General features: G+C 71.3%; 16 protein-coding genes and 1 pseudogene. 8 read left to right on the plus strand and 9 right to left on the minus strand.

Annotated elements, in window-relative coordinates:
* Nucleotides 1-11 precede the first annotated feature (11 nt).
* The 3 genes from otsB to ACFVX4_RS17865 form a co-directional block, all read right to left on the minus strand.
* A complete protein-coding gene (gene otsB, locus ACFVX4_RS17855) occupies nt 12-890 on the minus strand; it encodes a trehalose-phosphatase (protein ID WP_389977816.1) in 879 nt (292 codons plus the stop codon).
* 126 nt (nt 891-1,016) lie between these two features.
* Nucleotides 1,017-1,265: a DUF3263 domain-containing protein gene (locus tag ACFVX4_RS17860; protein WP_389977819.1), complete on the minus strand. Its 249-nt coding sequence runs from the start codon at nt 1,263-1,265 to the stop codon at nt 1,017-1,019.
* A 39-nt stretch (nt 1,266-1,304) separates the two neighbouring features.
* Nucleotides 1,305-2,591, minus strand: a complete 1,287-nt coding sequence (locus ACFVX4_RS17865) for an ABC transporter substrate-binding protein (RefSeq protein WP_389977822.1) — start codon at nt 2,589-2,591, stop codon at nt 1,305-1,307.
* Between the two features lie 276 nt (nt 2,592-2,867).
* Between ACFVX4_RS17865 and ACFVX4_RS17870 the strand changes: the two genes are divergently transcribed.
* The 5 genes from ACFVX4_RS17870 to ACFVX4_RS17890 all read left to right on the plus strand — a co-directional run bounded on the left by ACFVX4_RS17870 (nt 2,868) and on the right by ACFVX4_RS17890 (nt 8,053).
* A complete protein-coding gene (locus tag ACFVX4_RS17870) occupies nt 2,868-3,776 on the plus strand; it encodes an SIS domain-containing protein (protein ID WP_389977825.1) in 909 nt (302 codons plus the stop codon).
* Nucleotides 3,777-3,907: 131 nt separating this feature from the next.
* Nucleotides 3,908-4,840 (plus strand): ROK family protein, encoded by a 933-nt coding sequence (locus ACFVX4_RS17875; RefSeq protein WP_389977828.1) that lies wholly within the window; start codon nt 3,908-3,910, stop codon nt 4,838-4,840.
* Nucleotides 4,840-5,994, plus strand: coding sequence for an N-acetylglucosamine-6-phosphate deacetylase (gene nagA / locus ACFVX4_RS17880; protein WP_389977831.1), 1,155 nt, complete (start codon nt 4,840-4,842; stop codon nt 5,992-5,994). The genes ACFVX4_RS17875 and nagA overlap by 1 nt, the downstream gene beginning before the upstream one ends.
* A 170-nt stretch (nt 5,995-6,164) precedes the next feature.
* On the plus strand, nt 6,165-7,139 hold the full coding sequence (locus ACFVX4_RS17885; protein ID WP_389977834.1) for a 1-phosphofructokinase family hexose kinase: 975 nt from the start codon (nt 6,165-6,167) through the stop codon (nt 7,137-7,139).
* 62 nt (nt 7,140-7,201) lie between these two features.
* A complete protein-coding gene (locus tag ACFVX4_RS17890) occupies nt 7,202-8,053 on the plus strand; it encodes a ketose-bisphosphate aldolase (RefSeq protein ID WP_389977837.1) in 852 nt (283 codons plus the stop codon).
* 73 nt (nt 8,054-8,126) lie between these two features.
* Here ACFVX4_RS17890 and ACFVX4_RS17895 read toward each other — a convergent pair whose 3' ends face one another.
* On the minus strand, nt 8,127-9,074 hold the full coding sequence (locus ACFVX4_RS17895) for a carbohydrate-binding protein (protein ID WP_389977839.1): 948 nt from the start codon (nt 9,072-9,074) through the stop codon (nt 8,127-8,129).
* Nucleotides 9,075-9,226: 152 nt separating this feature from the next.
* On the minus strand, nt 9,227-10,870 hold the full coding sequence (cdgB, locus tag ACFVX4_RS17900) for a diguanylate cyclase CdgB (protein ID WP_389977842.1): 1,644 nt from the start codon (nt 10,868-10,870) through the stop codon (nt 9,227-9,229).
* Between the two features lie 420 nt (nt 10,871-11,290).
* Between cdgB and ACFVX4_RS17905 the strand changes: the two genes are divergently transcribed.
* The gene (locus ACFVX4_RS17905) at nt 11,291-11,797 is read left to right on the plus strand and encodes a flavin reductase family protein (RefSeq protein ID WP_389977845.1); all 507 of its coding nucleotides are present in this window, start codon (nt 11,291-11,293) and stop codon (nt 11,795-11,797) included.
* A gap of 48 nt (nt 11,798-11,845) precedes the next feature.
* Here the strand turns inward: ACFVX4_RS17905 and arfB are convergent, their stop codons facing one another.
* Entirely contained in the window at nt 11,846-12,280 is a 435-nt protein-coding gene (arfB, locus tag ACFVX4_RS17910; RefSeq protein ID WP_389977848.1) for an alternative ribosome rescue aminoacyl-tRNA hydrolase ArfB, read from the minus strand.
* A 183-nt stretch (nt 12,281-12,463) separates the two neighbouring features.
* Between arfB and ACFVX4_RS17915 the strand changes: the two genes are divergently transcribed.
* Nucleotides 12,464-13,039 (plus strand): TerD family protein, encoded by a 576-nt coding sequence (locus tag ACFVX4_RS17915; protein WP_389977851.1) that lies wholly within the window; start codon nt 12,464-12,466, stop codon nt 13,037-13,039.
* 279 nt (nt 13,040-13,318) lie between these two features.
* Nucleotides 13,319-14,899 (plus strand): M4 family metallopeptidase, encoded by a 1,581-nt coding sequence (locus ACFVX4_RS17920; protein WP_389977854.1) that lies wholly within the window; start codon nt 13,319-13,321, stop codon nt 14,897-14,899.
* Between the two features lie 30 nt (nt 14,900-14,929).
* On the opposite strand, the gene ACFVX4_RS17925 is transcribed toward ACFVX4_RS17920, so the two are convergent.
* The 3 genes and pseudogenes from ACFVX4_RS17925 to ACFVX4_RS17935 all read right to left on the minus strand — a co-directional run bounded on the left by ACFVX4_RS17925 (nt 14,930) and on the right by ACFVX4_RS17935 (nt 17,316).
* Nucleotides 14,930-16,333, minus strand: a complete 1,404-nt coding sequence (locus tag ACFVX4_RS17925; RefSeq protein WP_389977857.1) for a M1 family metallopeptidase — start codon at nt 16,331-16,333, stop codon at nt 14,930-14,932.
* Between the two features lie 45 nt (nt 16,334-16,378).
* A pseudogene (locus ACFVX4_RS17930) lies at nt 16,379-16,708 on the minus strand (hypothetical protein); the annotation flags it as partial.
* Between the two features lie 53 nt (nt 16,709-16,761).
* On the minus strand, nt 16,762-17,316 hold the full coding sequence (locus tag ACFVX4_RS17935) for a heme-binding protein (protein WP_389977859.1): 555 nt from the start codon (nt 17,314-17,316) through the stop codon (nt 16,762-16,764).
* Nucleotides 17,317-17,365: the final 49 nt, after the last annotated feature.

Here is a 17,365-nt window from a genome sequence, read left to right on the forward strand (position 1 = left end):
CGCCAGGGGTGTCAGATCCGCCGGGCCAGCCCGGCCAGGAAGGCGACGACGTCGCCCGGTCCGGCCAGCAGCAGGTCGGCCCGCTCGGCCAGTTCGGGCACCTCCGCGCTGCCGCTGCAGACCAGCAGTCCGGGGATGCCGTCGGGGCCCTCGGTGCGGAGCTTCTCCACCGCGGCGTACGCGGCGAGGTCGCCGAGGTCGTCGCCCGCGTACAGCACGGACTCGGCGTCCGTCTCCCGTACGTACTGGGCGAGCGCCACGCCCTTGTCCATGCCCGGCGGGCGCAGCTCCAGGACCAGCCGGCCCGGCTCGACGATCAGTCCGTGCCGGGCGGCGAGCTCGCCGAGCGGGCCGCTCAGCGCCTCGAACGCGGCCTGCGGATCGGCGGCCCGGCGGGTGTGGACGGCGATCGCCCGGCCCTTCTCCTCGATCCAGGTGCCGTGCCACGAGCCGGCCCGGTCCAGCACGCCCGGGAGCTCGGCGCGGACCGCGGCGATGCCGGGGTGCGGGGCGGGGGCGTGGACGGTGCCGGACACGGCGTCCCAGCGTTCGGCGCCGTAGTGGCCGAGGACGACGAGGTGGTCCAGGCCGGGCACTCCGGCGAAGCCGCCGTGCCGGACCGCGACGCCGGCCGGGCGGCCGGTGATCACGGCGATGGAGGCCACCTTCGGGGCGAGCGCGGCAAGGGCTGCGACGGCGTCGGGGTGGGCGCGGGCCTGCTCCGGGTCCGGGACGATGTCGGCGAGGGTGCCGTCGAAATCGAGCGCGATGACGGCGCGGTCGGGGCGGGCGAGGATCGCGGCGAGGGCCTCTTGGCCGGCCGGGGTGGTGGGAGTCGGGAGCGCGGACGGGGTTTCGCTCGGTGTGGGTGCTTCGGGGTTGCTGCCCATGGAGGGAGCCTATAGCCGGGACGCGGGGTCGGGGCAGGTGCGGGCATTCCCGGGGGCGCTGCCCCGGACCCCCGCTCCTCGATCGCCGGAGGGGCTCGGTTCTGCCGGAGGGGCCCGATCCCGCCCTCAGCGGCGTTCGCGTCTCGCGTCCCTCACCCGGCGCAGGCGGTTGACCGTCACCGGGTCCTCCGCCAGTGCGCGGCGGTCGTCGAGCAGGGTGTTCAGGAGCTGGTAGTAGCGGGTGGGCGAGATGCCCAGCCGTTCGCGGATCGCCCGCTCCTTCGCCCCGGGGCCGGACCACGACTGCCGTTCGACGGCGAGCACGGCACGGTCCCTGTCGGAGAGGCCGTCGGGGCCGTTCGTGGGGGCGGTCATATCAGCCAACATATCGCCCGCCCGAAAGGCCGCCACCCGCTAATCCTCTTTCGCCGCCGCGGCCGAATCGCGCGCGATCCGCCCCAGCACGCTCCCGGGGCTGCCGTTCGGCTCGACCGCCTTGCCGATGTTCTCCTTGATCGACTCGCTGGACCGGGCCCAGGACCTCTTGCCGTACGGGTAGAACTGCGAGTCCGGCAGCGCGGCCAGGAACTTCCACAGCGGCTTGTACCTGGCGTCGGACTCCATGGCCGCGGAGGCGCTGTCGGTGACCGGGAGGAGGTCGTACTCGTCGGCGAAGCCGATGACGTTCTTGTCGGTGAACAGATAGTCGAAGAACTTGCCCAGCTGCACACGGTGGCCGCGCTGCTTGAAGCCCATGATCCAGTCGGCCACGCCCAGCGAGTTCTTGCCGGGGCCGCCGCTGCCGGGCATCGGCACCATCCCGACGGAGACGCCCTTCCGCTCGGCCTCCTGCATCAGCGTCGGGTGGCCGTTCAGCATGCCGACCCGGCCGTCGGTGAACGCGTCGAACGCCTTCTGGCGGTCGAGCTTCCCCGGGGCGACGGGGCCGACGAGGCCCTTGTCGACCAGGTTCGCCTTCAGCCAGTCGAACGTCCTGACGTTCTCGGCCGAGTCGATCTCGTACGAGCCGCTGTCGTCGATGTAGCCGCCGCCCCCGCTGAGCAGCCACATCATGGTCTCGGCCTGGGGCTCCTCCGGACCGAGCGGCAGCGCGAACGGGTAGGTCACGCCGCGCTGCCTGAGCACCGCCGCGTCGTCGCGGATGTCGTCCCAGGTCCGCGGGGCGTCGAGGCCCGCCTGCGCGAAGTACTTCTTGTTGTAGAAGAGCAGCCGGGTGCTGGCGACGAACGGCAGTCCGTACTGGGTGCGGTCCACGCTGCCCGCGTCGGCGAGGGACGGCAGGAAGTTGGCCTGGGTGCGGATGGACAGCATCTGGTCCGCCCGGTAGAGCTTGCCGGCCTTGGCGTAGTCGGCGTACGAGCCGATCTGGGCGATGTCGGGGGCCTGCCCCTTCTTCACCATCGCGGCGACCTCGCGGTCGATGTCCTTCCACGAATAGACGCTGACGTCGACCTTGATGCCGGGGTGGGTCGCCTCGAAGCCCTTGACGAGTCCGTCCCAGTACTTCTCGGAGCTGTTGGCGGGGCCGGTGCCGTAGTCGGCCGCGACGAGCTTGAGGGTGACCTCCCCCGAACCGCCGTTGCCGCCGCCGCACCCCGCCAGCGTCGCCGTCATGCCCAGCGCGGTCACGGCCGCGGTCAGTACCCGGTAGCGCAGCTGCACAGCCCAGACCGTCCTCATCCATCGCGTCATCCGTGCCGGCCACGCCGTCGTGGGGCCTTCGAACGGGGTGCGATCCTCCCCCAGGCCGTCGCCGATGGTCTACACCACGGCGGTATCGCTTTCGCAACGTAACCGGGCCGGTACCCGGCGCCGTGCCTGAGAGCATTGCCCCCGAACTGCGCCTACTGCTAAGTAGGTTCCGGTGCGGGTGCCTTCGGGGTCCGCCTGCCCCGCACCGCCGCTGTGCCGTACCGCCCGCACCGTTACGTTCCACGCCGCAAGGAGCCGTTCAGCATGTCGCGTACCGCATCAGAAATTGCTACCCAGCCCGGCTGCTGGCGGCGCGCCGCAGAGGCGGGGGCGGCGTTCGACGGGCTGCCGCGGCCGGGTGAGCGGGTTGCCGTCACCGGGTGCGGCACCTCCTGGTTCATGGCCATCGCGTACGCGGCGCTGCGCGAGGCGGCCGGGCAGGGCGAGACGGACGCGTACCCCTCCTCGGAGTTCCCGGCCGGGCGCCCGTACGACCGGGTGGTGGCGATCACCCGCTCCGGCACCACGACCGAGGTGCTGGAACTCCTCGGCGAGCTGCGCGGCAAGGTCGCCACCGTCGCGCTGACCGCCGACCCGAGGACGCCGGTGATGGACGCCGCCGACGCGGTGGCCGTACTGGACTGGGCGGACGAGGAGTCGGTCGTCCAGACCCGGTTCGCGACCACCGCGCTGGCCTTTCTGCGGGCCGGTCTGGAGGCGTCGGGTCCGCTTCCGGCCGGGGTGAAGACGGTCGCCGCCGCCGCGGTGGACGCGGAGCTCGCCGTGACGGAGCCGCTGGACGAGGCGGTGGTCTCGGCCGAGCAGTGGACGTTCCTGGGGCGCGGCTGGACGTACGGGCTGGCGCAGGAGGCCGGGCTGAAGATGCGCGAGGCGGCGGGCGCCTGGACGGAGTCGTACCCGGCGATGGAGTACCGCCACGGCCCGATCTCGATCACCGGGCCGCACCGGGTGGCGTGGGTGTTCGGCCGGCTGCCGGAGGGGCTCGCCGGCGATGTGGCACGGGTGGGCGGAACGCTGGTCGCGCATGCCACGGCGGACCCGATGGCGGATCTGATCCGGGCGCAGCGCCTGGCGGTCGAGCTGGCGGAGTCGAAGGGGTACGACCCGGACCACCCGCGCAACCTCTCGCGCAGCGTGATCCTTTCGCCCTGAGGTGTCCCGGGGCGGCCCGGTTCCCGTGCCGCTCCCGTCCCGTGAATCCGTGGGCGCGGTTTTGTATGGATCCGCAACAAACCGGGATAGTGGACTAGACCTTTTTGCCTCCTCGGGCGAAACTGTTTCCCGTGAAACACGTCATCGCCCTCGATGTGGGCGGCACCGGAATGAAGGCCGCACTGGTCGGGGCCGACGGCACCCTGCTGCACGAGGCGCGGCGGGCCACCGGCAGAGAGCGCGGCCCCGAAGCCGTCGTGGAGTCGATCCTCGGCTTCGCCGCCGATCTGCGGGCGTACGGCGAGGAGCACCTCGGCGAGAGCGCCGTCGCGGCCGGCGTCGCCGTGCCCGGCATCGTCGACGCCGAGAACGGGATCGCGGTCTACGCCTCGAACCTGGGCTGGCGCGACGTACCCATGCGGCAACTGCTCGGCGAACGGCTCGGCGGTGTCCCCGTCGCGCTCGGCCACGACGTACGCACCGGCGGGCTCGCCGAGGGCCGGATCGGCGCGGGCAAGGGCGCCGACCGCTTCCTCTTCGTCCCGCTGGGCACCGGCATCGCCGGGGCCATCGGCATCGCGGGCACGATCGAGGCGGGCGCGCACGGATACGCGGGCGAGATCGGGCACATCGTGGTCCGGCCGGACGGACCCGACTGCGGCTGCGGACAGCGCGGCTGTCTGGAGACCCTGGCGTCCGCCGCCGCCGTCAGCCGCGCCTGGGCCGCCGCGTCCGGCGACCCGGAGGCGGACGCGGCGGACTGCGCGAAGGCCGTCGAGTCGGGCGACCCCGCGGCCGTACAGGTCTGGCAGAACGCCGTGGACGCGCTCGCCGCCGGGCTGGTCACCGCGCTGACGCTGCTCGACCCGCACTCCCTCATCATCGGTGGCGGTCTCGCCGAGGCCGGGGAAACCTTGTTCACACCACTCCGTGCGGCCGTCGAGGAACGCGTCACGTTCCAGAAGCTGCCCCACATCGTCCCGGCGGCCCTCGGGGACACCGCCGGATGCCTGGGCGCAGGGCTGCTCGCCTGGGATCTTCTCTCCACGGAGGTATCCGCCTGATGGCCGGACGCGCAGACAGCACAGTTCTCGCAGGTGCCCGGGTGGTGCTTCCCACCGGGATCGTCGAGAACGGCCGGTTGATCGTCGAGGGCACCCGGATCGCCGGTTCCACGGCGGAGGGCGCACCGACCGTCGACCTGAGCGGCCACTGGGTGGTCCCCGGCTTCGTCGACATGCACAACCACGGCGGCGGCGGCGCGTCCTTCACCTCCGGCACCGTGGACGAGGTCCTCACCGGCATCCGCACCCACCGCGAGCACGGCACCACCACACTGGTCGCCTCCACGGTCACCGGCGAGATGGACTTCCTCGCCCACCGGGCCGGTGTCCTGTCCGAGCTGGTGGAGCAGGGCGACCTGGCCGGCATCCACTTCGAGGGGCCGTTCATCTCGCCGTGCCGCAAGGGCGCGCACAGCGAGGACCTGCTGCGCCACCCGGACCCGGCCGAGGTCCGCAAGCTGGTGGACGCGGCGCGCGGCACGGCGAAGATGTTCACGCTCGCCACCGAACTGCCGGGCGGCATCGACTCGGTGCGGCTGCTCGCCGAGCACGGCGTCATCGCCGCGATCGGGCACACCGACGCCACGTACGAGCAGACCGTCGAGGCGATCGACGCGGGCGCCACCGTCGCCACGCACCTCTTCAACGCGATGCCGCCGCTCGCCCACCGCGAGCCCGGACCGATCGCGGCGCTGCTGGAGGACGAGCGGATCACCGTCGAGCTGATCAACGACGGCACGCATCTGCACCCCGCGGCCCTGGAGCTGGCCTACCACCACGCGGGCGCCCACCGCGTCGCGCTGATCACCGACGCCATGGACGCGGCCGGCTTCGGCGACGGCCTGTACCAGCTCGGCCCGCTCGCGGTCGAGGTCAAGGACGGCGTCGCGCGGCTGGTCGAGGGCAACTCGATCGCGGGCTCCACGCTCACCCTGGACACCGCGTTCCACCGGGCCGTGACCATCGACCGGATCCCGGTCGGCGATGTCGTGCAGTCCATCTCCGCCAATCCGGCCCGGCTGCTCGGCGTGTACGACCGGGTCGGCTCGCTGGAACCGGGCAAGGACGCGGACCTGGTGGTCCTGGACGAGGACTTCGCGCTCAAGGGCGTCATGCGCAAGGGCGAATGGATCAAAGCGCCCCAGATCGGCTGATCTGCCCCATTATTGACGGTGAGTCGAATACGTAACGAAGAGACGGCGGTTGGTCCCGAGGTCTGGGCCGACCGCCACCTCTTTGGCATGATCGCCTGGAAAACAGCCAGAGAAAGCGCATTCCGTCCACGGTTTCGCGCTTCGGAGCAGGGATCGAGGGAGCGGCCGCGGTGATCCTCACGGTCACACTGAATACGGCACTCGACCTGACGTACGGCGTCCCGGAACTCGTCCCGCACGCCAGCCACCGCGTCAGCGACATGTCCGAGCGACCCGGCGGCAAGGGACTCAACGTGGCCCGGGTGCTCTCCGCCCTCGGCCACGAAACAGTTGTCACCGGCTTCGCCGGGGGCTCCACCGGAGCCGTGCTCCGCGAGCTGCTGGCCGGCCTGTCGCCGCGGGAGACCGGTACGGACTCCCCCGCACCGATCGCCGCCGCGCCGATCACCGACGCTCTCGTCGCCGTCGCCGGGAACACCCGCCGCACCATCGCCGTCGTCGACCGGGCCACCGGCGACACCACCCAGCTCAACGAACCCGGCCCGCTCGTCAGCGCCGACGAGTGGACCGCCCTCCTCGGCCGGTACGAGGAGCTCCTCACCGGGGCCGACGCCGTCGCGCTCTGCGGCAGCCTGCCGCCCGGCATCCATGTCGGCGCCTACGCCGAACTGGTCCGGTCGGCCCGTGCCGCCGGTGTCCCCGTGCTCCTGGACACCAGCGGCGAACCGCTCCGCCGCGGCATCGCCGCCCGCCCGGACCTGATCAAGCCGAACGCCGACGAGCTCGCCCAGCTCACCGGCTCCCGCGAACCGATGCGTGCCACCCGCGACGCCCGCCGCCGCGGCGCGCACGGGGTCATCGCCTCGCTGGGGCCGGACGGCATGCTGGCGGTCACCCCCGACGGCAGCTGGCAGGCGTCCCCGCCCGCCAAGGTCCTGGGCAATCCGACCGGCGCGGGCGACTCCGCGGTGGCCGGGCTGCTGTCCGGCCTCGTCGAGGGGCTGAGCTGGCCGGACCGGCTGCGGCGGGCGGTGGCACTGTCGACGGCGACCGTGCTCTCCCCGACGGCCGGTGATTTCGACCGCGCGGCGTACGAGGAGCTGCTGCCGCGCGTCGGCATCGAGGAACACGCACCGGCGGCCTGAGAGGCCGCGCCCGTCCCGAACCCGCCCGATCGCGGTTCGAAATGAAGTAGCAAGAGGTCAGCATGCCGCTCGTCAGCACCGGTGAACTCGTCTCCGCCGCCCAGGCCGAGGGACGCGGGATCGCCGCCTTCAATGTCATCACGCTGGAGCACGCGGAGGCCATCGCGGCCGGCGCGGAGCGCGCGGGAGCACCCGCCATCCTCCAGATCTCCGAGAACGCCGTGAAGTTCCACGGCGGACGGCTCTCCGCCATCGCCGCCGCGGCCGCCGCCGTCGCCCGCGCCTCGGGCGCCCCGCTCGCCCTCCACCTCGACCACGTCAAGTCCGTGGAGCTGCTGCACCAGGCGCACACGGAGGGCTTCGGCTCCGTCATGTTCGACGCGTCCAAGCTCTCGTACGAGGAGAACGTGCGGGCCACGGCCGAGGCGGTGGCCTGGGGCCACGAGCGCGGCATCTGGATCGAGGCCGAGCTCGGCAAGGTCGGCGGCAAGGAGGGCGAGGCCCCGCTCGACGCCCACGCCCCCGGCGTCCGCACCGACCCGGCCGAGGCCGCCGCGTACGTCCGCGACACCGGGGTGGACGCGCTGGCCGTCGCGGTCGGCTCCTCGCACGCCATGACCGAGCGCACCGCCGCCCTGGACCACGAGCTGATCGGCCGGCTGCGCGACGCGGTCCCGGTCCCGCTGGTGCTGCACGGCTCCAGCGGCGTCCCGGACGAGGAGATCCGCCGGGCCGTCGCCTCCTCCGGCATGGTCAAGATCAACGTGGGCACGGCCCTGAACACCGCGTTCACCGGCGCGGTACGGGCGTACCTGGCCGAGAACACCACGGGCGTGGACCCGAGGAAGTACATCGCACCGGGGCGCGAGGCGATGGCGGGGACGGTGGCGGGGTTCTTGAGCCTGATGGGCTGAGCCGCTCCGCGCCCGGAAAACGATCCGGCCCCCTCGCCCGGAGGCGAGGGGGCCGGAGTGCGTCCAGGGATGGTCAGCGCTTCACGTGACCGGCCTTCAGCGACAGCTGATCCAGGTTGGCGTCGCACTGGTCACCCTCGTTGCACGAGATCGTGATCGTGTTCGGGCCCTTGTTGAGCTGCATCCAGGAGAACGTGGTCGTCCAGCCCTTCTCCAGATCGCCCTCAGGGGCCTCGGCGAAGTTCTTCATCCTGATCTCGCGGGGAGCCTCGGCGTTGACCGTCAGGGACGTCTTGGCATCCTTGCCCGGCACTCCGTACGTCACGAACAGCGTGTACGGACCGGCCTTCGGCACCTCGACCGACCAGGTCGCCGACCGGCCGACCTCGTTGAGGTTGATGTACTGGCCGTTGGAGCTCTTGGCACCCTTGGTCGCGTTGTCCAGCTGGGCCGTGCCGCCGAGCTTCAGCGTCGCCGCGTCCTGCTTGGGGAGCTCGACCGGGGCCCCGGAGCTCGCGGACTCCTTGGGCTTCGGGGACTCCTCGACCTGGCTGCCGGGTCCGGCGGAGGAGGTGGCCTCGTCCTTCTTCTTGTCCTTGTCGTTGCCCGTGATCAGCGCGGCACCGATGCCGATGAGCACGACCAGGACCACCGCGACCGCGGCGATCAGCAGGCCCTTGGTGTTGGGGCCGCCGCTGCCGGAGGAGCCGCCGGACCGGCCGCGGCCGCCCTGCTGCGGGACCTGAGCGCCGCCGCCGGGGTACGTCTCCGGGGCGGCGTACTGCGCGTTCGGCTGGCCGTACGCCTGCTGCTGCGGCATCTGCTGGCCGTACTGACGCTCGCCGACGGTGCGTACCTGGTTGTACGAGGTCCGGGGCACCCCGGGCTGCGGGGCCGCCGGTGGGTAGCCGTAGCCGCCCTGCCGCGGCGGCTGGGCGCCCGCTGCCTGTCCGTCCTCGTACAGGTAGCCGAACGGATCGTCGTCCTCGGGCGTGTTTGCGCCGTTGTTCCCGGCCGTCATCCCTGGGTCACTCCTCACCATGTCGCCAGCCGTCGCCGAATAGTGCCAGCCGTGGCCGACCGGCCGAGCCTACCCCGAACGGCCCGCACCAAGAATTGCCGTCGCCGGTACCGGAACGGCGGCGGAGCCCGGGAAAGGCGCCGCCGTGAACGTCAGCCTGCCCTGCGGTGAACCTTCGAGCGCGACCGCTTCTCCACGTACATCCGCTGGTCGGCGGAGCGCAGCACCTCTTCCGCGGTCATGCCGCAGGCGGCCCAGCCGATGCCGAAGCTCGCCCCCACCCGCACCGCCCTGCCGTCGACCCGAATCGGCGGAATGATGGCGTTACGCAGGCGTACGGCCAGGTCCGCGGCGTCCGCGTCGCCGAGTCCGTCGGCGAGGACGACGAATTCGTCACCCCCGAGCCGGGCCACGGTGTCGCCGTCGCGTACACAGGTGGTGAGCCGGCGGGCGACCTCGATCAGCACGGCGTCACCGGTGTGGTGGCCGAAGCGGTCGTTGATCGACTTGAAGCCGTCGAGGTCGCAGAAGAGGACCGCGAGCCCCTTCGCCCCGTCGTCGTGCTCGGTGTCGGGTGCGACGGCGTGCACATGGTGGTCGTACGGGCCGCCGGGTGCCTGGTCCACCTCGTAGCCGTGCGTCCGCGCGTCCTGATCGTCGATGTCTCCGTAGGCCGCGTCCAGCGCCTCCACCGGGGTGGTGGCCGCCGCGTTCGGGCGGTCGCAGAGCCGGGCGCCCAGCCGGGAGCGCAGCTCGGCGCTGTTGGGCAGGCCGGTGAGCGCGTCGTGCGAGGCACGGTGCGCGAGATGCAGCTCGTGGCGCTTGCGCTCCTCTATGTCCTCGACGTGGGTGAGCAGGAAGCGGGGGCCGTCCGCGGTGTCGGCGACGACGGAGTTGCGCAGCGAGACCCAGAGGTAGGTGCCGTCCCGCCGCCCGAGGCGCAGCTCGGCACGGCCGCCCTCGGCGGAGGTGCGCAGCAGGGTGCCGATGTCCTCGGGGTGGACGAGGTCGGCGAAGGAGTAGCGGCGCAGCACGGACGCGGGACGGCCGAGCAGTCGGCACAGGGCGTCGTTGGTGCGCAGCAGCCGGCCGTGCTGGTCGCCGCCCATCTCGGCGATGGCCATGCCGCTGGGCGCGTACTCGAAGGCCTGGCGGAAGGACTCCTCGCTGGCCCGCAGCGCCTGCTGTTCCCGTTCGAGGCGGACCAGCGCCCGCTGCATGTTTGCTCTGAGCCGGGCGTTGCTGATCGCAATGGCCGCCTGCGACGCGTACATCTGGAGGGCCTCGCGGCCCCAGGCGCCGGGGCGGCGGCCGTTGCGCGGGCGGTCCACGGAAATGACGCCCAGCAGATCGGGGCCACCGCCGGAGGCGTACATCGGGGCGTAGAGGCGGTCCTGCGGGTGCCACTCGTCCTCGAAACGGGGATCCGGCCCGTCGGTGTGCCACTGCGGTACGTCGTCGTCGAGGAGGACCCAGCCGTCGGTGTGCGGTATGAAACGGAGCTCGTCCCAGGCCTGCCCCATCGTCAGCCGGCGCTCCCAGGAGGCACGCGAGCCGACCCGGCCGGTGATCAGGGCTTCCGCCGCGCTGTTGCCCGCGAAGGCGGCAACCACGAGATCGCCGTCGGGGCGGACCAGGTTCACGCAGGCCAGCTCGTAGCCGAGACCGGTGACGATTCCGTCGGCCACGGTCTGCAGTGTGTCGGCCAGGCTCCGCGCCGTGTTGAGATCGGCCACGGCCTGGTGCAACTGCCGCATCGTCGCAAGACGGACGTACGGCTCCGACTCGGCCTCCATTGCTCGCACTCCCCGAGACCTCGACAGCACTCCAGGTTTCATATCGACGTACTTACTGCAGTGTCACGGCAACTGAATCACAGTGAGCTGTGCAGCCGGTACACAGGGTCAACAAATATTGCACTCTGTGACTCAAGTCACAACAGATGGTAAAGGGTTGTGAGTGGCGTGCGGATCCGCTCCGTCCTTTTCTTGAACGCACATCCGTGACGCACATCCGTGACGCGGATCCGCAACGCCGGTCTGCCACGCGGACCCCTGCGTCGCGGCGCCGCCGCGTCCGCCATTGACCACGGGTCCTAGGACCCGGCTGGTCCCTTGGCCCGATGCGGAGGCACGCACTCCGCGGCTAGCGTGCCCGATGTGCTGCAGACGACGACCCCCACCCCGCGTTCCCGGCCCGTCCCCCATGCTGAGGGGGTGAGCAACGATGAGTTCCGAGGCGCCCTCGCCCGGCTGGCCGCCGGTGTCGTACTGATCACCGCCCAGGAGCCGCCGCTGGACGAGCACGGACGCGGCGAGGACGTCGGCATGACGGCGACCGCCTTCATGTCGGTGTCCCTGGACCCGCCACTGGTGATGGTCAGTCTGCGCAACGACTCCCGGATGGACGACCTGCTGTCGGAGCAGCCGCTGTGGGCGGTGTCCGTGCTCACCGAGAGCCAGCGGCACGTCGCCGGACGGTTCGCGATGAAGGGCCGGATCAGCGACCGGCTGCTGTTCGAGGACATCCCCTATACACGGGGCGAGGTCACCGCCGCGCCGTTGATCGGCGGCGCGCTGGCCACGCTGGAGTGCCGTACCGAGCAGCGGGTCCTGGCGGGCGACCACACGCTGGTGATCGGGCGGGTGCTGAGCGCGGCCCTGCCCAGCGGGGACGGGTCGCCGCTGACGTACTTCCGGGGGCGCTACCGCCGACTGGGGTGAGGACGGCGGGAGACCGGCCGCCGGGCCCCGGATGGGAGAACCGGTCCGTCACCAGTCGCGGCCGGAGCGGCCGCGCTTGGTATCGCCGCGCTGCTTCTTCTCGCGCAGCCGGCGTTCGTTGATGCCCCGCGGGATCCGCGTCTTGCGGCGCGGCCTCGGGGGCGGCGCCGTCGCCTCGGCGAGCAGGGAGGCGAGCCGCACGAGGGCCGTCTCGCGGTTGCGCCACTGGGAGCGGTGCTCGGAGGCGCGTACCGCGATCACCCCGCCGACGAGCCTGCTCTCCAGCTGCTGGAGCGCCCGCTCCTTCCACACCTCGGGGAGCGACTCGGTCGCCGCGAGGTCGAAGCGGAGCTCCACCTGGGAGTCGCTGGTGTTGACGTGCTGCCCCCCGGGTCCGGAGGACCGCGAGAAACGCCACATGAGCTCGGCCTCCGGCAGGGAGACCGAACCGCGGATGACATAGGGCCCGGACATGACACCCATGTTCCCCGGACCAGAGGGTGTTCGTCACCTTCTTTTGCCGTACCGGCCGGCCGTCCGACCGGGGGACTTCGGTAAAGAAAGTAAAGGGATCAGGAACCTCCTGGTCCCTTGTCCACGTTATGGCCTGTGACGGTAGCTTCGTGATGGCATGAAGCCCGCAATCGACGATGAAAGGGACTTCCCATGGCTGTAAGCCTGTCCAAGGGCGGCAACGTCTCCCTCACCAAGGAGGCCCCGGGCCTGACCGCCGTCACGGTCGGCCTCGGCTGGGACGTCCGCACCACCACCGGCACCGACTTCGACCTCGACGCCTCGGCGATCGCGGTCAACCCGGCCGGGAAGGTCGTCTCCGACGGTCACTTCGTCTTCTTCAACAACAAGTCGACGCCCGACCAGACCATCGTCCACACCGGTGACAACGTCACGGGCCAGGGCGAGGGCGACGACGAGCAGATCAACGTCAACCTGGCGGGCCTGCCGGCCGACGTCGACAAGATCGTCTTCCCGGTCTCGATCTACGACGCCGAGACCCGCAGCCAGAACTTCGGCCAGGTGCGCAACGCGTTCATCCGCATCCTCAACCAGGCCGGCGGCGTCGAGATCGCCCGCTACGACCTGAGCGAGGACGCCGCCACCGAGACCGCCATGGTCTTCGGCGAGCTGTACCGCAACGGCGCGGAGTGGAAGTTCCGCGCGGTCGGCCAGGGTTACGCCTCCGGTCTGCGCGGCATCGCCCAGGACTTCGGCGTCAACCTCTGACGCACGGGCACGACCACGGAAGCCCCCGGCCGTTGCGGCCGGGGGCTTCCGCGTGTGCGCGGCCGGAGCAGGGGCAGGGGCAGGGGCAGAGTGCCCCGTATGCGGTGTCACCGGACATCTACGCCCAACTCCCGCCGATTAACGAACACATGTGTATTCCATTCGGACAAGAAGTAGTCAAATAAATGTGAGGTATTTGTTAGTGCTCCGTCAATGTCGGTCATTCGATGGCACGCTCTCGACTCGTAACCCCCCCACGGAACGAGCAACGGAGAGCGCATGACCCCCCACATGAACACCCGTCGCGCCGCAGCCCTGGCCGCCGTGGCCGCGATGGTCGTCGTCGGCATGCAGACCGGTGCGGCGAACGCCGCGCCCGACAACGGCAATGACGGCCCCTCCGCCACTCACAGCGTTGTGCCCTTCAGCGCGAACAAGGCCTCGCAGCGCAACGCCGCCATCAAGTCCGCACAGAGCGAGGTCTCTTCGACCGCCGACTCGCTCGGGCTCGGCGGCAAGGAGAAGCTGATCGTCCGTGATGTGATCAAGGACGCGGACGGCACCGTCCACACCCGCTACGAGCGCACCTACGACGGGCTGCCCGTGCTCGGCGGCGACCTCGTCACCCACACCGCCCCCGGCGGAAAGCTCAAGGGCGTCACCAAGGCGACCAAGGCCCGGATATCCGTGCCCTCCACGACGCCGAAGATCAAGACCGCGGCCGCCGCCCGCAAGGTGATCTGGGCGGGCTCCGGCAAGCCCGTCCTCGCCCTGGAGACGGTGAAGACCGGGGTGCAGAAGGACGGCACGCCGAGCCGGGTGCATACCATCACCGACGCGATCACCGGCAAGAAGCTCCAGAGCTACGAGGCGGTCGAGACCGGCGTCGGCAACAGCCAGTACAGCGGCGAGGTCCAGCTGTCGACCACCGCGGCCGGCTCCGGCTTCGAGCTGACCGACGGCGACCGCGGCGGCCACAAGACGTACGACCTCAACCAGGGCGAGAGCGGCACCGGTGACCTCGTCACGGACGACGACGACACCTGGGGCGACGGCACCGGCAACGACCGCCAGACCGCCGCGGTCGACGCCGCCTACGGCGCCGCGCAGACCTGGGACTTCTACAAGTCGGCGTTCGGCCGCGACGGCATCGCCGGTGACGGCAAGGCCGCGTACTCGCGGGTCCACTACGGCGACGCGTACGTCAACGCGTTCTGGGACGACAGCTGCTTCTGCATGACGTACGGCGACGGCGCCGACAACAAGAGCGCGCTGACCGCCCTCGACGTCGCGGGCCACGAGATGAGCCACGGCCTGACCGCGTCCACCGCCAACCTCGACTACTTCGGCGAGTCCGGCGGCCTGAACGAGGCGACCAGCGACATCCTCGGCACCTCGGTCGAGTTCGCCGCCGACAACAGCACGGACGTCGGCGACTACCTCATCGGCGAGAAGATCGACATCAACGGCGACGGCTCCCCGCTGCGCTACATGGACAAGCCGAGCAAGGACGGCGGCTCGGCCGACTCCTGGGACAGCAGCGTCGGCGACCTCGACGTGCACTACTCCTCCGGCGTCGCCAACCACTTCTTCTACCTGCTGTCCGAGGGCAGCGGCGCGAAGACCATCAACGGGGTCGACTACGACTCCCCGACCAGCGACGGCTCGACCGTCACCGGCATCGGCCGGGACAAGGCCGTCCAGATCTGGTACAAGGCCCTCTCCGAGTACATGACGTCGACCACCGACTACGCGGGCGCCCGTGAGGCGACCGAGAAGGCGGCGACCGACCTGTACGGCGCGGACAGCGCCGAGCTCACCGCGGTCCAGGCCGCCTGGGGCGGCGTCAACGTGAAGTAGTCCGAACAGCAGCACTCCGACGGGAGCCGGTCAGTCCTTCGAGGCGGGCCGGCTCCTGCCGTACAGCCAGGTGTTCCACAGCTCCGTCAGGTCCTGACCGGTCGTCTTCTCCACGTAGGCGGTGAAGTCGGCGGTCGACGCGTTGCCGTGCCGGTGGGCCTTCGTCCAGCCCCTGACGAGCGCGAAGAAGCGCTTGTCGTCGTCCACAGCCTGCCGGATCCTGTGGATGACCATCGCCCCGCGCCCGTACACCGGCGCCTGCGAGATGTCCGCGGCCGTCGGCGGATCGGCCGGCGGGAAGGCCCAGTTGTCGTCGTCCTCGAAGGCGGCGTCGAACCGGCCCTGGACCGGTCTGTCGTTCTTGTCGGCCTCCCACAGCCACTCCGCGTACGTCGCGAAGCCCTCGTTCAGCCACATGTCCCGCCAGCTGTCGGGCGTGACGGAGTCGCCGAACCACTGGTGGGCCATCTCGTGGACGAGGAGCCCGGCGTCCGGCGGCCCGTGGAAGAAGGGCCGGTTCTGGGTCTCCAGGGCGTAGCCGGCGTCCCCGCTGCGCTCGACGATCGCGCCCGTGGCGGAGAAGGGGTACGGGCCGAACCGCTCCGCCTCCCACTTCACGACCTCGGGGACCCGGGCGAGAATCCGCGCGCTGTCCGCCGCCACCGTCGTGTCCGCGGCGGTGAACACCTTGATGCCGTCCGCCGTCGTCGACTCCTTCGTGTCGAAACGGCCGATGGCGACGGTCGCCAGATAGCTCGCCATCGGTTCGCCCGTGTGCCAGCGGTACGTGGTGGTACCGCCCGAGGTCCGCCGGGAGGCCAGCTCCCCGTTGGACACCGCCGTCAGCCCCTCGGGGACGGTGACGGCGATGTCGTACGACGCCTTGTCGCTCGGGTGGTTGTTGCCGGGGAACCAGGCCATCGAGCCGGTCGGTTCGCCGAGCGCGACCGAACCGTCCGCGGTCCGCAGCCAGCCCTCCTGCGACCCGTCGGGGTCGGTGAGGGTCCGCGGGGAGCCCGAGTAGCGGACGACCGTACGGAAGGTGCTGCCCCTGCGCAGCCGGCTCGCGGCGTCGGGACGCAGCGTCAGCTCCTGCCCGGCCCGGTTGACGGCTGCAGGACGGCCGTCGACGGTCGCGGATTCCACGGTGAGTCCGACGAGGTCGAGGTCGAAGGCGCTGAGGTCCTGAGTGGCGCGCGCGGTGATCGTGGCGGTGCCGCGCAGCCGGTGGGCGGCCGGGTCGACGTCGAGCGCGAGGTCGTAGTGCGTGACGTCGTAGCCGCCGTTGCCGAGCTTCGGGAAGTACGGATCGCGCAGGCCGGCCGCGCCGGGTCTGCCCTCGACACCGCCGGTGCAGCCGGTGGACGTCGTCAGCACCAGCAGGACGAGAGCGGCGGCGCGGGCCGTGCGGCGTACAGGTGTTCGCTGATCCACAGCGGCGATCCTAGGCACGGAATGCCCGGTTGGCGGGATATCGGCTCAGAGGACCGCGATCCCCAGCGGGCGGGCGCCCGCGATCACCTCGAACGGCCGCTTCCCGCCCGTGAGATCGATGACGGTGATGCCGTTGCCGTACCCGTCGCGGGTGAAGCCCTCGGTGACGTACGCCGTACGGCCGTCGTCGGACACCGCCACGTCCTCGTGCGGCCCGTCCAGCGGTACGACGCGCTCGGAGACTTCGGGGGTGCGGATGGTGAGGGAGGGGCCCTTGTCGTCGGAGAGGATCGGGCCGGTGCCGACGACGAGCAGGGTGCCGTCGGGTGCGAGCGTCGCGCCGTGCTGGTGGGTGTCGGCGGTCATCGGCTCGATAGGGTCGTACTCCTGTCGCTCGGCCTGCCAGGCCTGCTCTGTTTGCTCGACGCCTACTTGGCGAGGGAGGCGACGCCGGCCTGGGCGAACTTCTCGTCGAGGTCGCCGCTCGGGGCGCCGGCCACCCCGATGCCCGCGATCGGGGCACCCTTCGCCGTGACGGGAGCACCGCCCGCGAGGAACAGGGTGCCGGGGATGTCCTTCAGGGTGGGGGCGTTCGTCAGGCGCTGGGCCAGCTCGGAGGTGGGGGCGTTCCAGGAGACGGCGGTGTAGGCCTTCTTCACGGCCGACTCGTAGGCCTGCGGGCCGGCGCCGTCGCCGCGCAGCGTCACGATGGTGTTGCCGTTGCGGTCGACGACGGCGACGGAGACGCGCTGGTTCTCCTTCTTCGCGGCGTCGAGGGTCGCCCGGGCGGCCTTGGTGGCGGCGGCCACGGTCAGGTGGGTGGTCTGCTGGAGGTTGCGATTCGCGGCGTCGGCCTTGACGGCGGCGGGGGCGGCGGCCGGGGTGGAGGCGCTGGCGGACATCGCGCCGAAGGTCCCGGCGCCGAGGGCGGCGACGACGGCGGCACCGGTCAGGACGCGGGTGCGCAGCGACAGCTTCTTCATGGTGGGCTCCTCAGCAGCGGTGGATGAGCGTGTTCGGCTCTGTCATCGA

The sequence above is a fragment of the Streptomyces sp. NPDC058240 genome (genome assembly GCF_042882135.1).
GTDB lineage: Bacteria > Actinomycetota > Actinomycetes > Streptomycetales > Streptomycetaceae > Streptomyces.